At 69.7% G+C, this 18,680-nt stretch carries 16 protein-coding genes and 1 pseudogene; 7 read left to right on the top strand and 10 right to left on the bottom strand.

The window, feature by feature from the left end; genetic code table 11:
* Positions 1–66 precede the first annotated feature (66 nt).
* Positions 67–807: an ABC transporter permease gene (locus ACH35V_RS41140; protein ID WP_395980324.1), complete on the bottom strand. Its 741-nt coding sequence runs from the start codon at positions 805–807 to the stop codon at positions 67–69.
* A 70-nt stretch (positions 808–877) separates the two neighbouring features.
* Between ACH35V_RS41140 and ACH35V_RS41135 the strand changes: the two genes are divergently transcribed.
* Positions 878–1,732, top strand: coding sequence for a polysaccharide deacetylase family protein (locus ACH35V_RS41135; protein ID WP_395980323.1), 855 nt, complete (start codon positions 878–880; stop codon positions 1,730–1,732).
* 74 nt (positions 1,733–1,806) lie between these two features.
* Here ACH35V_RS41135 and ACH35V_RS41130 read toward each other — a convergent pair whose 3' ends face one another.
* Complete coding sequence (locus ACH35V_RS41130; RefSeq protein WP_395980322.1) at positions 1,807–2,178, bottom strand: hypothetical protein; 372 nt, start codon at positions 2,176–2,178, stop codon at positions 1,807–1,809.
* 305 nt (positions 2,179–2,483) lie between these two features.
* Positions 2,484–4,685: an MMPL family transporter gene (locus ACH35V_RS41125; protein ID WP_395980321.1), complete on the bottom strand. Its 2,202-nt coding sequence runs from the start codon at positions 4,683–4,685 to the stop codon at positions 2,484–2,486.
* Positions 4,686–4,896: 211 nt separating this feature from the next.
* On the opposite strand from ACH35V_RS41125, the gene ACH35V_RS41120 reads away from it, so the two are divergent.
* Genes ACH35V_RS41120 through ACH35V_RS41110 form a run of 3 tightly spaced genes read left to right on the top strand, consistent with a single transcriptional unit; the run spans position 4,897 to position 7,796 of the window.
* Complete coding sequence (locus ACH35V_RS41120) at positions 4,897–6,225, top strand: sensor histidine kinase (RefSeq protein ID WP_395980320.1); 1,329 nt, start codon at positions 4,897–4,899, stop codon at positions 6,223–6,225.
* Entirely contained in the window at positions 6,189–6,833 is a 645-nt protein-coding gene (locus ACH35V_RS41115) for a LuxR C-terminal-related transcriptional regulator (RefSeq protein WP_395980319.1), read from the top strand. The genes ACH35V_RS41120 and ACH35V_RS41115 overlap by 37 nt, the downstream gene beginning before the upstream one ends.
* Before the next feature lie 39 nt (positions 6,834–6,872).
* Positions 6,873–7,796 (top strand): hypothetical protein, encoded by a 924-nt coding sequence (locus ACH35V_RS41110; protein WP_395980318.1) that lies wholly within the window; start codon positions 6,873–6,875, stop codon positions 7,794–7,796.
* Here ACH35V_RS41110 and ACH35V_RS41105 read toward each other — a convergent pair.
* Entirely contained in the window at positions 7,771–8,556 is a 786-nt protein-coding gene (locus tag ACH35V_RS41105; protein WP_395980317.1) for an enoyl-CoA hydratase/isomerase family protein, read from the bottom strand. The two genes, ACH35V_RS41110 and ACH35V_RS41105, sit on opposite strands and share 26 nt — an antisense overlap.
* 487 nt (positions 8,557–9,043) lie before the next feature.
* On the opposite strand from ACH35V_RS41105, the pseudogene rho reads away from it, so the two are divergent.
* A pseudogene (gene rho / locus ACH35V_RS41100) lies at positions 9,044–10,186 on the top strand (transcription termination factor Rho); the annotation flags it as partial.
* Positions 10,187–10,216: 30 nt separating this feature from the next.
* Here the strand turns inward: rho and ACH35V_RS41095 are convergent.
* The gene (locus ACH35V_RS41095) at positions 10,217–11,980 is read right to left on the bottom strand and encodes a serine/threonine-protein kinase (protein WP_395980316.1); all 1,764 of its coding nucleotides are present in this window, start codon (positions 11,978–11,980) and stop codon (positions 10,217–10,219) included.
* Between the two features lie 125 nt (positions 11,981–12,105).
* Positions 12,106–13,698, bottom strand: coding sequence for an acyl-CoA synthetase (locus ACH35V_RS41090; protein WP_395980315.1), 1,593 nt, complete (start codon positions 13,696–13,698; stop codon positions 12,106–12,108).
* A 183-nt stretch (positions 13,699–13,881) separates the two neighbouring features.
* Between ACH35V_RS41090 and sigE the strand changes: the two genes are divergently transcribed.
* On the top strand, positions 13,882–14,424 hold the full coding sequence (gene sigE, locus ACH35V_RS41085; RefSeq protein WP_243719644.1) for an RNA polymerase sigma factor SigE: 543 nt from the start codon (positions 13,882–13,884) through the stop codon (positions 14,422–14,424).
* A 25-nt stretch (positions 14,425–14,449) separates the two neighbouring features.
* On the opposite strand, the gene ACH35V_RS41080 is transcribed toward sigE, so the two are convergent.
* The gene (locus ACH35V_RS41080) at positions 14,450–14,746 is read right to left on the bottom strand and encodes a hypothetical protein (protein ID WP_395980314.1); all 297 of its coding nucleotides are present in this window, start codon (positions 14,744–14,746) and stop codon (positions 14,450–14,452) included.
* A 172-nt stretch (positions 14,747–14,918) separates the two neighbouring features.
* On the opposite strand from ACH35V_RS41080, the gene ACH35V_RS41075 reads away from it, so the two are divergent.
* The gene (locus ACH35V_RS41075; protein WP_395980313.1) at positions 14,919–16,058 is read left to right on the top strand and encodes an NADAR family protein; all 1,140 of its coding nucleotides are present in this window, start codon (positions 14,919–14,921) and stop codon (positions 16,056–16,058) included.
* Here the strand turns inward: ACH35V_RS41075 and ACH35V_RS41070 are convergent.
* The 3 genes from ACH35V_RS41070 to ACH35V_RS41060 form a co-directional block, all read right to left on the bottom strand.
* The gene (locus ACH35V_RS41070) at positions 16,055–17,179 is read right to left on the bottom strand and encodes a hypothetical protein (protein ID WP_395980312.1); all 1,125 of its coding nucleotides are present in this window, start codon (positions 17,177–17,179) and stop codon (positions 16,055–16,057) included. The two genes, ACH35V_RS41075 and ACH35V_RS41070, sit on opposite strands and share 4 nt — an antisense overlap.
* 144 nt (positions 17,180–17,323) lie before the next feature.
* Entirely contained in the window at positions 17,324–17,617 is a 294-nt protein-coding gene (locus tag ACH35V_RS41065) for a DUF397 domain-containing protein (protein ID WP_395980325.1), read from the bottom strand.
* Positions 17,618–17,652: 35 nt separating this feature from the next.
* Positions 17,653–18,510 carry a helix-turn-helix domain-containing protein gene (locus tag ACH35V_RS41060; protein WP_395980311.1) on the bottom strand — a complete coding sequence of 286 codons (858 nt, stop codon included), beginning with the start codon at positions 18,508–18,510 and terminating at the stop codon, positions 17,653–17,655.
* Between the last annotated feature and the right edge of the window lie 170 nt (positions 18,511–18,680).

Here is an 18,680-nt window from a genome sequence, read left to right as displayed (position 1 = left end):
CGCCCCCGCGCCGCGCGAAACGGTCCGCCGACCGTGACGGGGGTTCCAGGGGGTCGCCCCCCTGGGCTAACAGAGCCGCCCGGTCGCGATCAGCTCAAGTGTGAGCAGGACGGCGATCGACTCGACGGCCAGGAGGCCGATGAGGACGAGGAGCTGGATCGCGCCCGCCTCGACCGGGTCGGCGCCGCCGAGCAGGACGCCGACGAACGCGCCGGGCAGCGTGACCAGCCCGACCGTCCGCGTCTGGTCCAGGACGGGGAACAGCCCGAACGCGGCGGCCGGCCTGCACACCTCCAGCGCCGCGTCCCGGGGCAGGAGGCCGAGCGCGAGACCGGCCTCGTACTCGCCGCGGCGCGTGGCCAGCTCGTCCAGGGCTCGGCGTCCGGTGAGGCTGGTCGCCGACATCGCGCCGCCGATGAAGATCCCCGCGATGGGCAGCACCGCCACCGGACGCGACGGCACCGCCGTCGAGGCGAGCAGCAGCGCGAGGACGGGCGCGACCCCGGCGACGATCGGCAACAGCGTCCACCATCCGGGTCCGAGCGCGGAGCCGGTGATCCGCCGCCCGGCCGTGGCCGCCGCGACCACGACCATGGCCGCGACGAACACCGCCGTCCATCCCGCGCTGCGCAGCACCGCCGCGATGAGCAGCGAGACCGCCGCGAGCTGGACGGCCGCCCGCGCCGACACGACCAGGACGTCCCGGCTGAGACCGAGACCGCCGGCCCGGACCGCCAGCGCGGCGAACGCGGCCAGCGCGACCAGCACGAGCGCCAGGACGGGCCCGAGCTCGGGCGCCGCGCTCACCCGTCCCCCTTGTGCGCCGAAGATCCCATAGCGGCCTCCTACCCCCTTAAACACCGATAGCGTTGGACATGTGGAGGTTGATCTGGCCGGGGAGGCGTCCCAGCTCGCGTCCCGCCTGGCGTCCCGCCGCGAAACGCTCTGGCTGATGGGCGCCGCGATCGGTCTCACCGCACTGGCTGCGGACGGCGTCCGCCCGTCGAGCGACTCCCGGGCCTCGGCGGCGACGACTCCCAGAGCGCGGCCCGCCGCGAACCCGCCACCGCCGCCGAAGCCCGTCCCGAAGCCGCGTCCCGCCGCGTGGACGCCCGCGAAGCTCACCGCGCTGAAGACGCCCGTCAGCGACCTTTCGCAGCTTTCCCCCGCGCCGCCGCCGAAATCGATCGCCCTCACCATCGACGACGGCCCCAACCCGAGATGGACGCCGCGGATGCTCGACCTCCTCGCCGAAGAGGAGATCCACGCGACGTTCTTCATCATCGGCGAGCAGGTCAAGGAATACCCGAAGCTGACCCGCCGTATCGCCGACGCGGGTCACCAGATCTGCAACCACACCGAGACGCACCCGATCAGCATCGCGGGCCTTTCCACGAAGCGCGTCCGCAAGGAAATCGCCGACGCGCACGACCGGATCGCCGACATCACCGGCATCGTCCCGCAGTATTTCCGCTCGCCGGGCGGCGCATGGTCGAAGACCGTCCTGGAACTGACGGCCGAGCACGGCATGCTGCCCATCGACTGGGCCGTCGACCCGCGCGACTGGGCCCAGCCGGGCGTCGGCCGGATCCGCCGGTCACTCCTCAAAGGCAAAGAGGGCGACATCGTCCTGTGCCACGACGGCGGCGGCGACCGCTCCCAGACCGTCAAGGCCCTCAAAGGCGCCATTCCGAAACTGAAGAAACGCGGCCTGACCTTCGTCGCCCTTTGACCGGACGCACGGGAACGCCGCCCCGCGAAAACGGGGCGGCGTTCGTGGCGTCCGTTGCGTTCAGAACCGGATCGTTAGGCGACCCTCTGCATCGGCACGAGAACCTCACCGGCCTGGTGGGTGCTCATGTCGAACATCGTGAGGGAGGCGAAGGTGGGGCCGTCCTTGCAGCGTCCGTCGAGCAGCGTCGAGCGGCCCTTGAACGCGTTGATGGTGGCGTCCACCGACTTGTCGGCCGGGCAGGCCACCATGAGCTGGACGGCGCCCTCGCCCATGCAGTTCGCCGCGACGAACGGGCCGACCTTGCTGTCGAGGGCACAGGCGACGGGCGGCTTGGGGTGGTCCGGGTCGCCGGCGGCGAACGCGGAACCGGCGCCGAATCCGTACAGGGCCAGCGCGGCGGAACCGGCGCCCACCGCGGCGAGGGCGTACTTGCGGAGCTTCATGAATGCACTTCCTCTGGGTCTGGGTGGAACCCGTACTGTGGCGCCGGCGTCGCAATACTCAGGCCCGATTCCATAGAACGGACCTCGAATGCAGATTCATCATCCAGCCCCCATGACACCGGAGGTAATGCCATTACGTCATTAATTTATGTTATATCCCGCCTTCACGTTTCCAGCGATATACCTGGACTTGTCGGCGGCCATAACGAGTGCGTTATATCGATTCGATTACGACACAGAGCAAAGCCCCGGATAGAAGGCCGGGGCTTTGCTCTGAATCTGGACTCCGAGGTCTCAGCCGGATCTCAGCGCAGCGGGATCAGCGGCTCGGGGGCCGGTGCGGGCTGGATCGGGCCGGGGCCGGTGTCCTCGGCGTGGGAGATGCGGGGCAGCCACTCCAGCCAGCGCGGCAGGTACCAGTTCGACCTTCCCAGCAGCGTCATGACGGCCGGGAGGAGCACCACGCGGACGATCGTCGCGTCGATCAGGACCGCCACCGCCAGGCCGACGCCCAGCTGCTTGAAGTCCTGCATGGAGAGCGTCCCGAAGATGCCGAACGTGGCGATCATGATGACGGCGGCGCTGGTCACCGGGCCCGCTGTGGCGAGGATGCCCTCCCGGACGGCACGCCTGGTGTCCAGCCCCCGGTCGTGCGCCTCGCGGATCCGGGAGACGACGAACACGTGGTAGTCCATCGACAGGCCGAACAGGACGACGAAGACGAACAGCGGGATCCACGACTCCAGGGCCCCGGCACCCGTCGTCCCGACCAGGGAGTCGCCCCAGCCGTGCTGGAACACCGCGACCATGACGCCGTAGGCCGCGCCGACCGACAGCAGGTTCAGGACGATCGCGCTGGCGGCGATCAGCGGCGAGCGGAAGAAGACCAGCATCAGCAGGAACGTGATCCCCATGACGAACAGGAACACCGGGACGATACTCGTCTTGAGCTGCGCGTTGTAGTCGGTCGACCAGGCGAGCTGGCCGGTGACCGGGGCCTCGCCGACCTTCCCGACCGTCTGCGGGACGATCTCGTCGCGGAGCGTCTCCAGCGCGTGCTCGGACGTCGCGTCGGAGCCCGTGCCGGCCAGCGGGATCTCGATCTCGGCGATGTTCTTCTCGCCGTGGACGGTGACCTCGACCGGCTCGTTCAGCTCGTCCGACGCGACCGCCCGCCGCTTCAGGTCGTCGATCGCCGCCTTCACCTCCGGGGCGTTGATGTCGCGGGCCTGCACCACGACGACCGCGGGCGCCGGGTTGCCGGGGAACGCCTCGTTCAGCCGCGTGTAGGTCTGCGCGATCTCCTCGCCCGGCGGGATCTGCTGGTCGATGCGGAGCTGTTCGGTCTTCATGCCGAGCGCGGGCGCGGCCAGGGCGAGCAGCAGCCCGGCGGCGAGCAGCGCCGCGATCCCCGGACGGGCCAGGACGGGCTTCAGCAGCGTCCCCACCACCCCGGCGCGGCCCGGCGCGGAGCGGCGCCGCCGGAGCGGGATGCGGGCGAACTCGACCTTGTCGCCGAGCAGGGAGAGCAGCGCCGGCAGGACGGTCACCGACCCGAGCATCGCGATGAGCACGACGAGGATCGTCGCGACGGCGAAGCCCTTGAACAGCAGCAGGCCGGACACGAACATCCCGGACATCGCGACCATCACGGTGAGCCCGGAGACGAGGATCGACCGTCCGGACGTGGCGGCGGCGATCGCGAGGGCCGTCTCCCTGTCCCGGCCCTTGCGGCGCTCTTCCCGCTCGCGCTGCAGGTAGAACAGGCAGTAGTCGACGCCGACCGCCAGCCCCATCAGCAGCATCACCGAGTTCGTCGTCTCGTCGACGTGCAGCGCGTGGCTCGTGACGGCGAGGAGCCCGCCCGCGGCGAGGAACGCGGTGAACGCCAGCATGACGGGCAGCACGGCCGCGACCAGCGCGCCGAACGCGACGAGCAGGATGCCGAGCGCGAGCGGCAGCGCCGTCATCTCCGCGCGCTTGAAGTCGCTGCCGAGGGCCTCGTCGAACCAGGCGTCGGCGGTCGCGCCGCCGAACTGCCCCATCTCGACGGACGGGTTGTCCCGCTCCGCCTTCGCCACCGCGTCCTTGATCGCGGGCAGCGGGTCGGGCGCGCCGTCCGCCGCCTCCTTCACCGTGAACTGGACGATCACGTGCCGCCCGTCCTTGGACACCGCGTCCGGCCGCAGCTCGGTGACCTTCCCGGTGGCCTGGACGTTCGCCCGGACGGCCGCGACGGCCCGCCTCATCTCGGGCGACCCGGCCGCGTGCGCGCCCCCCGAAAGGAGCACCGTCTCCTGGTCGGGGTCCTCGATCCCCGCCTCGGTGACGATCTGCTCGGCGCGGGCCGACTGCCCGACGCCCTGCTCGTGGTCCTCCATCGTGATCTGGCCGGTCGCCCCGCCGAGCACCGAGGCCAGGACGACGAACAGCAGCCACCCGAAGATGGCGGTCAATCGGTGCCGCGCGCTCCACCCGCCGAGCGTGGCGGCGAAATTGCGTTTCATGGGGTTCCCCGGAATTCGTTGGATAGGGATGACACCCATGAACGCTAGGAAGCGCGCGACCGGCGCGACATGGCCCTAGACGCCGTCCGGCGGTGTAGCTAGGTACAGGTGTAGCCAGGTACACCCCACCCTCGGGTTGCGGGCACACTGTGCGGAAGGGCGCAGGCCAGAAGACTGAACGTCATAAGGCAGCGACCCTCGGAGGGACCCCGTGAGCAGTGCATTGACGAAAGAGACGCGACCGCAGGAGACGCGGCTTCAGCAGCATGTCAGGGCGCCGTGGCGCGGCCTGGCGCTCTGGCTGCTGGGCATTCCGGCGATGCTCGTCGGCCTGTGGTTCATCACGGTCGTCTCGTTGATCTCCAGCTTCCTCGGGGTGCTGCTGTTCCCGTCCGCGGTGATGCTCCTGCGCACCCAGCTGGACGCCTACCGCTCCAGGATCAACAAGTGGACGGACGTCCGGATCGCGCGCCCCTACCTGCCGCAGCCCGAGTACGAGCCCGGCCTGCACGGCATGTTCAAGCGCTTCATCAGGCTGATCACCGACCCGGCCACGTGGCGTGACTACCTGTGGGTGGTCCTCGACCCGATCGTGGTGCTGTTCACGGCGGCGCTGCCTGGCCTGCTCGTCCTGTACGGGCTGTGGGGCTACACGGTCGCGGCGTTCACCGGCAGGTGGATCGGCCACTACGGCGGCGCCGACTGGTACACCTTCATCCACATCACCGAGGGCTACGACCGGGACGTCGCGCGCATCGTCTCCACGCTCGTCGTGGCGACCGCCTGCCTCGCCGCCGGGCTCCTCCTGGGCCCGAAGATGATGAACGTGTACGGCCACTGGGGCCGGCTGATCCTGGGCCCGACGAAGAAGTCGGAGCTGGCGCTGCGCGTCCGGCACCTGACCGAGACGCGGTCGGAGGCCGTGGACGCGTCCGCCGCCGAGCTGCGCCGCATCGAGCGCGACCTGCACGACGGCGCGCAGGCCCGGCTCGTCGCGATGGGCATGAGCCTCGGCGCGATCGAGCACCTCCTCGACAAGGACCCGGAGAAGGCCCGGATCCTGCTGGCGGAGGCGCGCCAGTCGTCGGCGAAGGCGCTGCACGAGCTGCGCGACCTCGTCCGCGGCATCCACCCGCCGGTGCTCGCCGACCGCGGCATCGGCGACGCGGTCAAGGCCCTCGCGCTCGACCACCCGCTGCGCGTCGAGGTCGACGCCGACCTGCCGGCGCGGCCGGAGCCGCCGGTCGAGTCGGCCGCCTACTTCGCGGTGTCGGAGATCCTCACGAACGCGGCCAAGCACTCCGGCGCGTCCCGCGTCTGGGTCGACCTGCGGCACCAGGACGGCATGCTGCGGATCAGCGTCACCGACGACGGGCACGGCGGCGCCACGCTGGACGGCGGCACCGGCCTGCGCGGGATCGAGCGGCGGATCGGTACATTCGACGGCGTCCTCGCCCTGAACTCCCCCGTGGGCGGCCCAACGATCGTGACCATGGAGCTGCCGTGCGCGTTGTCATCGCCGAAGACCTCGCCCTCCTGAGAGAAGGGCTGGTCAGCCTCCTCGAGACGCACGACTTCGAGATCGCGGCCGCCGTCGACAACGGCCCCTCGCTGCTGAAGGCGCTCCTCGACCACCGTCCGGACGTGGCGGTGGTCGACGTGCGCCTGCCGCCGTCCTTCACCGACGAGGGGCTCCAGGCCGCGCTGGAGGCGCGCCGGCAGGTTCCGGGCATGCCGGTGCTGGTGCTGTCGCAGTACGTCGAGCAGCTCTACGCGCGGGAGCTGCTCGCGGACGGCAGCGGCGGCATCGGCTACCTGCTGAAGGACAGGGTGTTCGACGCCGCGCAGTTCGTGGACGCGGTCCGCCGCGTCGCCGCCGGCGGCACCGCGATGGACCCCGAGGTGATCTCCCGCCTCGTCGCCAGCAGCACCCGGAACACGCCGATCAGCCGCCTCACGCCGCGCGAGACCGAGGTCCTGGAGCTGATGGCGCAGGGACGCTCCAACGCCGCGATCGCGGAACGGCTCGTCGTCACCGAGCGGGCCGTGACGAAGCACACCGCGAACATCTTCACCAAGCTCGACCTGCCCGTCACGGGTGACGACAACCGGCGGGTTCTCGCCGTTCTGGCCTATCTGAACCGCTGAGGGCTATCTTGCTCGGCGAGATGCCCCAGGGAGGGCGCTATGACGGTGGTTCTTGTCCTGCTCTGTTTGGCGATCGCCGGCCGGGAGCTGTATCTGGCATTCGAACGCAAGCGAATCCCGGGCGCCCCCGAGATCGCCGACATCCGCACCCAGCTCCGGGCGCTGAAGGGGACGCGGGACGAGCTGGAGAGCCTCCGCGCGTCGCAGCGGGAGCAGCTTGACCGGCTGACCCGCGAGCAGGACCGCGACCGGGAGGCCCTCGGCGCGGCCGACGCCCGGATCCGGTCGCTGATCGCGCAGATCAACGACCGGATGGTGCCGGACGTCAACGACAAGCTGAGCCGCCAGCGGGAGGCCCTCGCCACGCAAGACGAGGCCCTGACCAGGCAGGACGAGGCTCTGACCAGGCAGAACGCGACGGTCGACGCGCTGGCGGCAGAGGTCGCCGGGCTCCGCGCGAACCTGGCCCGGCGGCTCGACCAGGCCGTGGCCGCGTCCCTCGGCGCCGAACCGCTGGACGTCGTCGGCGGGGTCCTGCGCGTCGCGCCGGCCTCGACGCGGGCGCTGCTGACCCTGCCCTACGAGCGGTTCGCCGAAGACCACGGCCTGCGCGTCGAGCTGACCGACGCCGACCGCTACTACCTGTCGGGACGCAGCCCGCGCGCCCTCGAAAGCGACTTCATCGACCTCGTCCGGGCGCTGCGCGCGGGGTCCGAGGAGGCGGCGCGGATGGAGGACGTCCTGGACGTCCTCGGCTCGGCCGACCGCGGCGCGGCGCAGATCGGGCCGCTGCTCGTCGTCCGGGCGCCCGAAGCGCTGGTGTGCGGGGTGCTGCCGCTCGCCGAGCTGCTCCGTCCGGAGACCGCCCGGCTGCTGGACGACCCGTCCAGCGCCGCGCGCCGCCTGCGCAACCTCCCCGAGACGCGGTTCGCCGTCCTCAGCGAGACGGGGACGTCCAGGTGAAGCCGGGGGCGCGGCGTTCGAGGAACGCGGCGACGCCCTCCTCGACCTCGCCGCTCGCGGCCATCTCGTCCAGCCACCGCTTCGCCTTCTCCTCGACGGGCCCGGACGCGACGACGGCGTCCACGATGTCCTTCGTCGCGCGCTGGGTGAGCAGGGAACGGGACGCGAGCGTCGCGGCGAACTCCGCCACCCGCTCGCGGAGGCCGCCGGCCGGGACGACCTCGTCCAGCAGGCCGATGCGGAGCGCGTGCTCGGCGCCGATCAGGTCCGCCGAGTAGAGCAGGTATTTCGCGGCCGACGGCCCCACCAGCCCGACCAGCCGGGCGGTCGCCGCGACCGGGTAGACGATGCCGAGCTTCGCCGGGGTGATCCCGAACCGGGCGCCGTCCGCCGCGAACCGCAGGTCGCAGGCCGCGGCGAGCTGGCAGCCGCCGCCGACGCAGTAGCCCTCGATCGCCGCGAGCGCCGGCTTCGGGAACGCGGCGAGCGCCCGCTCCGCGACCGTCGCGAGGTGCGAGTCGTCGTCGCGGTGGATGTCGGCCAGCTCGGCGATGTCGGCGCCCGCGCAGAAGTTCCCGCCCGCGCCGGTCAGCACCACGGCCCGCACGCCGGGGTCGGCGGCGAGGCCGTCGAGGACGCCGGGCAGCGCCCGCCACATGTCCGCCGACATCGCGTTGCGCTTGGCCGGACGGTCGATCACGATCGTGCCGACGCCGCCCGCGACCTCCGCGCGCAGCCCCCCGTCCGGCGACTCGGCCATGATCGTCCCCCCGCCTGGTCCTCCGCTGTGCCGCGGCTCATCGTACGGAACTCGGGATCACCTACCCCAAAGCGGTCCATGACCTCTGGGAATGCGAAACCGCCCTCGATTGCTGTACTGTCGAGACAGCGTCTTCGGATTTCCGCCACACGCGGCGAGGGCGTTTCTTCCCCGCCCGGGCCATCTGAGAGCCCGGTGACTTCCCGGTTCGGCATGTAGAGAGCAATGTGCCGGGCCGCCGTACAAGGGAGCCGACGTCAGCCCGGTGAACCGAGCTGCATTTCTCTCGTTCCACTCGCGTACGCGCCGCGGGTTCCGCCGCCGTACGCGAGATTCGACCCCGGGCCGCGCGGAGCGTTCCGCACCGGCCTGAGAAGGGACCCACATGTCCACTTCCACACTCACCACAACCGAACGGCCCCCCGCAGGTCACACTGCCGAGGGCAAGGCCGCGCGGGCGCCGCACAGCGTGTCCTCGCAGAGCGGCCGCAAGAACCGGCAGGGACGGCGTCCCGCCGAAGAGGCGCCGGTCGTCCCGTTCCAGGGCATCCTCGCCGTCCAGGACAAGCACGCGTTCGTCCGCACCTCCGGCTACCACCCCGGCCAGGACGACGTGCACGTCTCGCTCGCCCAGGTCAATGACAACAACCTGCGTCCAGGCGACGCGGTCACGGGAACGGCGCGGTCGCCGAAGTCCAACCGCGAGAAGTTCTCCTCGCTCGCCCGCGTCGAGACCGTGAACGGCGTGTCCCCCGCGGAGGCGGCGAACCGTCCCGAGTTCGGCAAGCTGACCCCGCTGTTCCCGGACGAGCGGCTGCGCCTCGACACCGGCCCGCTCGCCACCCGCGTCATCGACCTCATCGCGCCGATCGGCAAGGGCCAGCGCGGCCTCATCGTGTCGCCGCCGAAGGTCGGCAAGACGATGATGCTGCAGTCCCTCGCGAACGCGATCGCGCAGAACAACCCCGAAGTGCACCTGATGGTCGTGCTCATCGACGAGCGGCCGGAAGAGGTCACCGACCTCCAGCGGACGGTGCGCGGCGAGGTGATCCACTCGACGTTCGACCGGCCGTCGCAGGAGCACACCGCGCTCGCCGAGCTGGCCGTCGAGCGGGCCAAGCGCCTCGTCGAGCAGGGCCAGGACGTGGTCATGCTGCTCGACTCGATCACCCGGCTCGGCCGCGCGTACAACCTGGCCGCGCCGTCCAGCAGCCGCATCCTGGCGGGCGGCGTCGCGACGACCGCGATCTACCCGCCGAAGAAGTTCTTCGGCGCCGCCCGCAACATCGAGAACGGCGGCTCCCTCACCATCCTCGCCACCGCGCTGGTGGAGACGGGGTCCCGGATGGACGACGTCTTCTTCGAGGAGTACAAGGGCACCGGGAACATGGAGCTCAAGCTCGACCGGGGCCTCGCCGACCGCCGCGTCTTCCCCGCCGTCGACATCGACGCGTCCGGGACGCGCCGCGACGAGCTGCTCATGTCGCCGGAGGAACTCGCGCTCTCCTGGCGTCTGCGCCGCGCTCTCCAGGGGCTGGAGAAGCAGCAGGCCGTCGAGCACCTCCTGGAGAAGATGAAGGGCACCTCGTCCAACGCGGAGTTCCTCCTCCGCCTCCAGCAGTCGCTCTGACCCCCGCCTTTCAGGGCCACCCCGGGCCTTTCATGGCCGCTCCGGGCGGAACGAGCTGAGGATCCTGTCGTAGAGGCGCTGGCCGGGCGTCCACTGCCGATCGGGCGCGTAGAAGCAGAACTCATACCCCGCCGCCCGGCTGCACAGCACATGCCTGGTCCTGTGCTCCCGGATGGAGTCCCGGCCGGGTTCGCGGACGGCGGCGCTCCGCCAGGTGAACTCCCATTCCGCCGCACCGGCGATGACCTCCGGCACCGGTTCGAGGCGCAACCGGTGGTATCCGGGGTAGCGGTTCTCCGCCACGGCCGCCCGCTCCTCGGCGAGCAGACCGTCCAGCGGGTCCCCGAGGACCGGGGCGATGCGCAGCCCCCGTCCCGTGTGGGCGTCCTTCCAATGCATGACGGGCCCGCGCCGCTCCGCCTGCCAGCCCGCCGGAATGCGCACCGAATAGGCCCCGGCCTCCCGGTACTTCGCCGTCTTGGCCTTCACGTCCGAGGCCGGACGCAGCGCCACCGCGTCGCTCTTGCCGATCGACGTCCAGCGGGCCGCCCACGTGCCGGTTCCGGCCGCCACCGCGGCGAGGACCGCGACGCCCGCCACCGCACCGGGCCGCACCCTGCGTCCGCCGAGCAGGACCCTGCGTCCGCCCAGGAGCACCGGGGCGCGCAGTCGCCAGGAGCGCCGGGGCGCCCATATGTCGCGGTGACGCCACCAGCCGCGGCGACGTCTGCGGCGGCGCGAACCGCAGGGCGGCGACGTGGTGTCCCGCCGGTCTCCCGGGGGCCGGCCGCTGCGCAGCGTCCACGGGACGCGCGGCCCCCGGAACACGCGAGAGCGCGCCGCGTCCCGCGACACCCACGAACCGCGATAGGCCCACGGCACGCGGCGCAGCAGCGTGAGCCGGCGCGCCGAGAATCCGCGAACCTCCTGCGGAAGCGCCGCACGTGTCGCACCTGGTTCCGGGACGGTCCCGAGCACGTCCTGCAGTAGTTCGGCAGTGGCTTCGGCCGTCAGGCGGTCTTCTGGCCGTTGACGCAGCAATCCCTCGATGACGGGTGTCAGCGGCCCAGCCCGTACAGGACGCGCGTAGTCGCCCAGTAGTACCGCCACCATGGACGCCAGCGCATGACACCGCAGGAACGGCGAGAAACCCTCGACGGCCGTGTAAAGCGTCGCGCCCAGTGACCACAGGTCGGACGCCTCCAGGCCCTGCTGCCTGTTCACCCGTTCTGGCGGGAGGTAGGCGGGAGACCCTTCAATGCCCGCTGGCATCGTGTCGGCGGTTTCCTGCCCGTTGTCCATGTGGACGGCCAGACCGAAGTCAGTGAGCAGCACCCGCCCGTCATCGCACAGCAGGACGTTGCTGGGTTTGACGTCCCGATGCAGGATTCCCGCCGCGTGCGACGCGCGCAGCACCGACAGGACGGCCGCGCCGATCTCGGCCGTCCGGCGCACGCTCAGCGGCCCGTCCTCGGTGACGAGCCTGTTCAGCGAGCACGACTCCAGGAACTCCATGACGATCCACGGCCGCCCGCCCTCGATGAGGAGGTCGTGGACGGCGACCACGCCCGGATGCTTCAGCGCGGCGGTGGCGCGTGCCTCGGACAGCAGGCGCCGGCACATCACCTTGCGTTCGCTCTGGGTGATGCGCCCGGGGAGATGGACCTCCTTGACGGCGACGTCCCGGTCCAGCACTTCGTCATAGGCGCGCCAGACCGTCCCCATGCCGCCCCTGCCGACCACAGAGAGCAGGCGATACCGCCGCGCAAGCGGTATCAACCGATCCCCGTTCATGCCGAAGTTAATCACCGGGAAGCGCTCAAGCCACGCTCCCTCTGCATCAATCATTTTTTGACCGGTGACACTGGGGGAGAAAGCGGTCGAACGTGGTATAAGGCCCCGCCCCGCGAAAACGCGCTTTAAGCGAGGACGCTCCGTGCCCACTTGTAGTCGGATTTGCCGACTGCCGTGCGCTGCACCTCGTCCACCACCTTGAGTTGACGCGGCAGCTTGTAGCCGGCGAGCCGGCCGCGGCAGTGCCCGGTCAGCTCGTCCAGCGTGACCGTCGCGCCCGGACGGGGCGCGACGACGGCGGCGACGCGCTGCCCGAACCGCTCGTCCGGCAGGCCCACCACGACCGCGTCGTGCACGTCCGGATGGTCCTTCAGCGCGACCTCGACCTCCTCCGGGTACACCTTCTCCCCGCCCGTGTTGATCACGAGGGAACCGCGTCCCAGCAGCACGATCGTGCCGTCCTCCTGCCGGGCGGCGAAGTCGCCGGGGATGGACCAGCGCGTCCCGTCGACCGCGGTGAAGAACGTCGACGCCGTCTTCTCCGGGTCGTTGTAGTAGCCGACCGGGATGTGGCCGCTGCGCGCCAGCCTGCCGATCCCGCCGGGCGCGACGACGTTCAGGTCGTCGTCCAGGACGGTGACGTCCGGGCCCATCATGAACCGCGCCGTCCCGTCTTTACCGTCCTTGCCGTCGTTGCCGTCGACGGACGGCCCGCACGCACCGGTCTCCGAAGCGCCATAGTTGTCGAGGAACATGATGTTCGGAAGATGGCCACGAAGTGTTCGCTTGACGCCATCCGTCAGCGGCGCGCCACCGGACGCGATGCCCAACAGCGAGGACACGTCATAATCACCGGTGGCAAGGGCGTCCGCGACCGGACGCGCCATCACGTCACCCACCACCATCAACACATTCGCCCGTTCTTCGGCGACCAGCTTGAGTGCCTTGTCGGCGTCGAATGCGCGATCTGTGTAAAGGACGACTTTGGCCCCGCTGAACAAACCCATGAACGCGACCCATTGCCCCGCGCCGTGCATGACGGGCGCGCAGTCGAGCACGGCCGTCGCGGGCTGGTCGGCGTTGGCGGCGAGCTCCTCCGGGCTGCCGATCGGGTCGCCGAAGACGTTCCCGCCGCCGAGCGCGCCGAAGAAGATGTCCTCGCAGCGCCATTCGACGCCCTTCGGATGCCCCGTCGTCCCGCCGGTGTACATGATGTACCGATCATCGTTGGACCGTTCGGGAAAGTCCCCGTCCGACCCGGCCTCCGCAAGCGCCGCCTCATACGAAGCCGCACCCGGAATCTCAACCCCGGACCCGTCCTCCAGCGCCACGACATGCCGCAACTGCGGCGGCTCTGCCCGGATCTCCTCGGTCTTCGCCAAGAGCGAACACTCGCCGATCAGCGCGACCGAGTCGGAATCGGCCAGAACGTGGCGCAACTCCGCCGCGACATACCGGTAGTTCACCGGGATCGGCACCGCCCGGATCTTGAACACGCCGAACATCGCCTCGATCCACTCGGCCCGGTTGTGGGCGAGGATCGCGACATGCTCGCCGGCCCGCACACCGGCCCCAGCCAGATGCCGTCCGACCCGGCTCGCACGCTCGTTGAGCTGCGCGAACGTCCGCCGCTCCGCCCCCGCCACCAGCGCGGGCCTGGCCGGCGCGGCCGCGGTCATGATCTCCAGCAGGTCGGCCGGGTTGTAGCTTCGCACCATGACCCGATCCTCCCCGCCGGGGACGGCGACCTCAATCCCTATTGTCATCCAGTCCAATGAGATGGATCACAACGGCAGGATCCGGCCACGCCGCACGGTTCTTACACGGCTCTTATCTGGGTACCGGCATGCTTGGCCGTAACGATTCAGTATCAGACGGGGGTAGTGGTGAGCGCAGGCGCTATGGCGTGGACCCCGCCGACGTGGGAGGAGATCGTCAGCGAGCACTCGACGCGAGTGTTCCGGCTGGCGTACCGGCTGACCGGCAACCGGCACGACGCCGAAGACCTGACCCAGGACGTCTTCATCCGGGTCTTCCGTTCCCTGTCCTCCTACACCCCGGGCACGTTCGAGGGCTGGCTGCACCGCATCACCACCAACCTCTTCCTGGACCGGGCCCGCCGCAAGCAGCGCATCCGCTTCGACGCCCTGGGCGACGACGCCGCCGAGCGCCTCCAGGGCCGCGAGCCGTCCCCCGCCCAGGCCTACGACGAACGCCACCTGGACGCCGACATCCAGCGCGCCCTGGACGACCTCGTCCCCGAATACCGCGCGGCGGTCGTCCTGTGCGACATCGAGGGCCTCTCCTACGAGGAGATCGCCGCGACCCTCAACGTCAAGCTCGGCACCGTCCGATCCCGGATCCACCGAGGCCGCGCCCACCTGCGCGACGCCCTGGAACACCGCCGCCCCACCGACGTCCCCGCCACCACCTGCGACCGCTGAGACGGCCTAGGCCACCGCCGACGCGTCACCCGATCCAGCGGGCAGCGGCATCGAACGTGTCCACCGCGGTGCGGTTGAACGCGATCGCCGCATCGGGAGCGTGCCGCCGCACCAGATTGACCACTCGCTCGAACAGCTCGATCTCGTCGTCGGCCGTCCGCAGGCCACCGCCGACCACGACGCACTCCCACGCTCGCGAGCGCAGCGCGTCCCCGACGACCGCTTCCACGTCGTCGCTGCCGTCCAGGCCAAACAGGCAGGTCTCAACGCCGACGCCGTGCTGGGCGAACCGCGCGACCCCCACCTCGATCGCCTCGGCCACCGGCCTGGGGTCCCAGGGTCCGGGCACCCGATAGGGATCAAGCCCGATCACGAGCACACGAGGGCTGGCAGCAGGACCGTCCACACGCGGACACTACCGCGATCATCCCCGCCCAGCGGACCGACAGACTTTCAGAACTCCTTCTGCCGGCGAGCCGCGCTAGCCTACGCAGATGCCGTGGAATCGGCCAACGCACCGGCTGGTGGACGGCGAGCGGATCGACGGGGCCTGGCGCCACGTCTGGGTCAAGGGATACGCCGGCCACCACGTCGCCGACCTCTTCGCCTACGCCGACGGCCTGCTCAGCTGCCAGGAAACGATGGACCTGCAAGGACTCCGCCGGCGGCTGGAGTCCGGGAAGATCGCTCTCACCGATCCGGAACGTCCGGCGCCCGAGCGCCCCGAGCAGGTGCCGCGCTGGACGGCCCGCGACCCAGAGCCGCGGACGCACGAGGGTTTCCTGGGCGAGGTCGCGGACGAGATCGAGGCCCTGAACGGCCGTCCGACGACCTCGGACCTGTGCTGGGACGCGATCAGGCGATACCAGGCGGACCCGGTCGAGGCCAACCGGCTGCTCGTCCGGGAGGCGTACCTGGCGATCCCACCGCACCGCCGGGTGTACGTCCTCGGCGACATGGACCGCCAGGACATCCCGCTGCGCCAGTTGACCACCGATATCGGCGACCCGGTGTGCGGGGACGGGCCGATCGCGACACCGGAGATGCACGCCGACGTCCTGAGGTACTTCGACCGTGGCGACCGCGGCGAGCGGGAGAGCCGCGAACACCTCGCCGTCCTCCACGCCGACGACCCCGCACCGCCCGGCACCCCGGCGCTCGAACTGCATGAGCGCCTCAACCCGCCGACCGAACCACCGGAGCAACCGGACCTGTTCGCGCTCCGCAACGAGTTCCCGTCCCCGCTGACCCACGACGGCCGGACGTATCCCACGGTCATCCACGCCTACTGGGCCCTCGCAGCGGCCGACCGCTCCGACCACGACCGAATCCAGCAGGCCGCCACCGTCCGCGAGGCACACGAGTCCGGCGGTCGCTGCCCCTTGCACCCCAACTGGGCGGACATCCGCACCGCAGTCATGACCGACCTACTGCGAGCCAAATTCACCCAGCATCCCGAACTGGCCGAGATCCTGCTGTCCACAGGCGACGCGCGAATCAGCTACACCGGATATTCCGAGTCACCATTCTGGACAGACCACAGCCCTCACAAAGGCCGCAACTGGATGGGCCGCCTACTAGAACTAATCCGATCCGAACTCCACCCCCGCGCGGGACGGACACGGGATGCCTAAAGGTTGGACTCCAGGACTTCGGTGGCTATACGGCGAGCCCGCTCTTCCACGGCTTTGAACGATCTCGCTTCCTCCAGGGACACACTGACCAGCAAATTGCCGCGCCGGACACGCAGGCGGACGGTAGACGAGGGCCTACCGGGATCCCATTCGGTCCACATCCGGGCGCTGTCACCCAGGCCGGCAGCCTCTTTCTGGGCCTTCGCCAAGCCTGGTGCGCCGGCATTCTCCGGAACATAAGCCCAATCCGGGTAGACACTCCCCGCGATGGCGATACCGCCTTCGCCGGTCAGCGGGCTGGGGGCGATCGCCTCCGCGTCCAGGAGCAGACCGCGCTCTTCGCCGTTCGACGACCACTCGCATGTTCGGCGGGCTTCGTCCCCCCTCGCCGAGACGTCCCTGCCCTTGCCGAAAACCCTCCCGGCGGTCTTGGACGCACCGCAAACAGACTGCGGCACCCGGGCCTCCCCAGGCTGAGCGGGCGGGGTCTTCCGAGGAGAAGTCGAAGCGGGGGTGCCCAGCCGCGCGAGCACCTCTCGTGCGGCGGTCACGGCCGCCGTCTCCCGGTTGGAGACGCTGTCGAGGGGGCCGGTGAAGCCAGGGTCGATGCCACGACGTCGTGAAGTGAGCCAGAGGGAGCCGATGACGTTCCGGCTCCGGAATCTCAAGCCGATCGCGGTCGTCTCGGTGGCCACGATCTCCTTCGCATTCTTCTGGATGCGAAGGATCCCGGCATCGTCTCCGAAACCTCGCACCGGAGTGAATTTTCCCTTCGCGCCCAAGGAGCCTCCCTGAAGAGCACCGGACGTGTACGCGGCACGGGCCTCACCATGGTCGGCGTAGGCCTTGAAGCTCAGGTCGAGGTAACTCGGGGATTCCGTCTTGCCATCGCGAACCCCTTCCCAAAGGCATTCATTGGGAGATTTGGACAAGTCCCCGACCCTCCCCTGCGGAGAATTGTTGACGAGTACCTGCCGTAAGGTCCCGGCGGAGATCGCGTTGCAGTTGAGCTTCGCCGCGGGGATCGGCGGGGCCGCCGCCTTCGACGAAGCGCCTCCGTCGCAAGCGCCGGCGGCGATGACGGCACCGGCCAGCGTCGCAGCCGCCAGGGTCCTGCCCACAGATCCTCCTCGGCATGATCGATTCATTGACGAGTTACGACGATCAGCCTCCGACCGAAGTTCACGCCACCCCATCTGCTCAGCCTCGCCACACAACACGAGAGCCCCAGCCGAACGGCCAGGGCTCAACGCAAAGGCAGAGGGTTACGGCAGGTCATACCGCCCAGCTAGGACGTCCGCATGGAAGACGCGCCACGCCCCTACACTGAACGCCAACTTCCCCCCATCAGGATCCTTACTGTCCCGGACACCCGTCCCACAGCAATCACAAGCCCCGACCTCAACGCACGCGCCATTGTTCGCACTGTGGCCGCTCTTCCGCCACGCACCCACCTCGACGCATGCACCGTTGTTGGCGCTGCGGCTGCTCTTGCGCCACGCACCGACCTCGACGCAATGCGCGTCGCCTTCCCCGCTGTGACTGCTCTTGCGCCACATGAGCTCGTTGCTCAATTCCATTCTGGGCACCTCATTCAGGGTAGGTCCTTGGCTTCTTCCTTGATCAGGGAGCGCGACTCCTCAGGGCCAAGTGCGCGAGCGCGTAGCTGATCGAACAACGTGGAGTACGTCGCGATCTCGGCTGGCTGCTCCAGGTACAAAGCGTTCAGCCGTAGCTCCAGGTAGACAACATCCGGGTCAACCTGCTCTGGGAAGCCGAGGATGCTGAAACCACCGTTGGCGATGGCCGGGTGCGCCCCGGTCTCGAACGGGAGAACCTGGAGGTCCACGTTGTCACGGCAGGAGGCCGCCACCAAGTGTTGGAGCTGTCCACGCATCACACCTGAGCCTCCCACCCGCCGCCGGATTGCATCCTCGTTGACGACGAACCAGCTTTTCAGCGGGCCGTCCCCTCCCAGTCGCTCCTGACGCTTCATGCGGACGTCAACCATCCGGTCGATCTCTTCTTCAGAATAGGTCCGTAGTTCCGCTGCGGCCATGGCCCGGACATAGGCGTCTGTCTGAAGAAGGCCGGGAATCACATCCAGACTGTATTGCCGCATCGAGTCGGCCTCTTCCTCCAGGCCGGTGTACGCGCTGACGATCTCCGGGACGTCGTACTTCTGCCACCAGCCCTTGATGCGGCACTGGCGGGCGAGGGTCACGAGTTCGTCGGTCTCCTGCTCTCCCAGGGCGTAGAACTTGCAGAGCATGGCGATGTCGCCGGGCTTCGGGTTGTGTGCGGCCGCCTCGATGCGGCTGATCGTGACCGGGCTGATGCTGGCGAACGTCGCCGCCTCTTCGCGGGTCTTCTTCGCGTCCTTGCGAAGCTGGCGCATGATCGCGGCCAGGCGCCGACGTCGGACCGTGGGGCTGGTCCTTCTTGTCGTCATGATTCCTCCCCGAGAAGTTTGTACACCATGTGACCGCAGATTTTTTGAACTAGGTCACTCGAATCGCTTGCCAGCTCATGGACGGTCACCTCACACTCGGAGCGTAGCGAGTGATGACGCGGCGTGTTCGGATCTTCTGGGTATTCGGCTGGATACGTCCGCGCTGGACG

This window comes from Actinomadura sp. 1N219 (genome assembly GCF_044326405.1).
In the GTDB taxonomy this organism is placed as follows: domain Bacteria; phylum Actinomycetota; class Actinomycetes; order Streptosporangiales; family Streptosporangiaceae; genus Spirillospora.
This window is presented reverse-complemented; position numbering and strand designations above follow the sequence as displayed.

What these genes read in the sequence shown, in the direction of transcription:
- ACH35V_RS41090 (WP_395980315.1), bottom strand. Translation starts at nt 13,698, where the DNA reads ATGGTGCGAAGCTACAACCCGGCCGACCTGCTGGAGATCATGACCGCG.
- ACH35V_RS41125 (WP_395980321.1), bottom strand. Translation starts at nt 4,685, where the DNA reads ATGAAACGCAATTTCGCCGCCACGCTCGGCGGGTGGAGCGCGCGGCAC.
- ACH35V_RS41065 (WP_395980325.1), bottom strand. Translation starts at nt 17,617, where the DNA reads ATGTGGCGCAAGAGCAGTCACAGCGGGGAAGGCGACGCGCATTGCGTC.
- ACH35V_RS41110 (WP_395980318.1), top strand. Translation starts at nt 6,873, where the DNA reads ATGACGGTGGTTCTTGTCCTGCTCTGTTTGGCGATCGCCGGCCGGGAG.
- ACH35V_RS41095 (WP_395980316.1), bottom strand. Translation starts at nt 11,980, where the DNA reads ATGAACGGGGATCGGTTGATACCGCTTGCGCGGCGGTATCGCCTGCTC.
- ACH35V_RS41105 (WP_395980317.1), bottom strand. Translation starts at nt 8,556, where the DNA reads ATGGCCGAGTCGCCGGACGGGGGGCTGCGCGCGGAGGTCGCGGGCGGC.
- ACH35V_RS41060 (WP_395980311.1), bottom strand. Translation starts at nt 18,510, where the DNA reads ATGACGACAAGAAGGACCAGCCCCACGGTCCGACGTCGGCGCCTGGCC.
- sigE (WP_243719644.1), top strand. Translation starts at nt 13,882, where the DNA reads ATGGCGTGGACCCCGCCGACGTGGGAGGAGATCGTCAGCGAGCACTCG.
- ACH35V_RS41075 (WP_395980313.1), top strand. Translation starts at nt 14,919, where the DNA reads ATGCCGTGGAATCGGCCAACGCACCGGCTGGTGGACGGCGAGCGGATC.
- ACH35V_RS41130 (WP_395980322.1), bottom strand. Translation starts at nt 2,178, where the DNA reads ATGAAGCTCCGCAAGTACGCCCTCGCCGCGGTGGGCGCCGGTTCCGCC.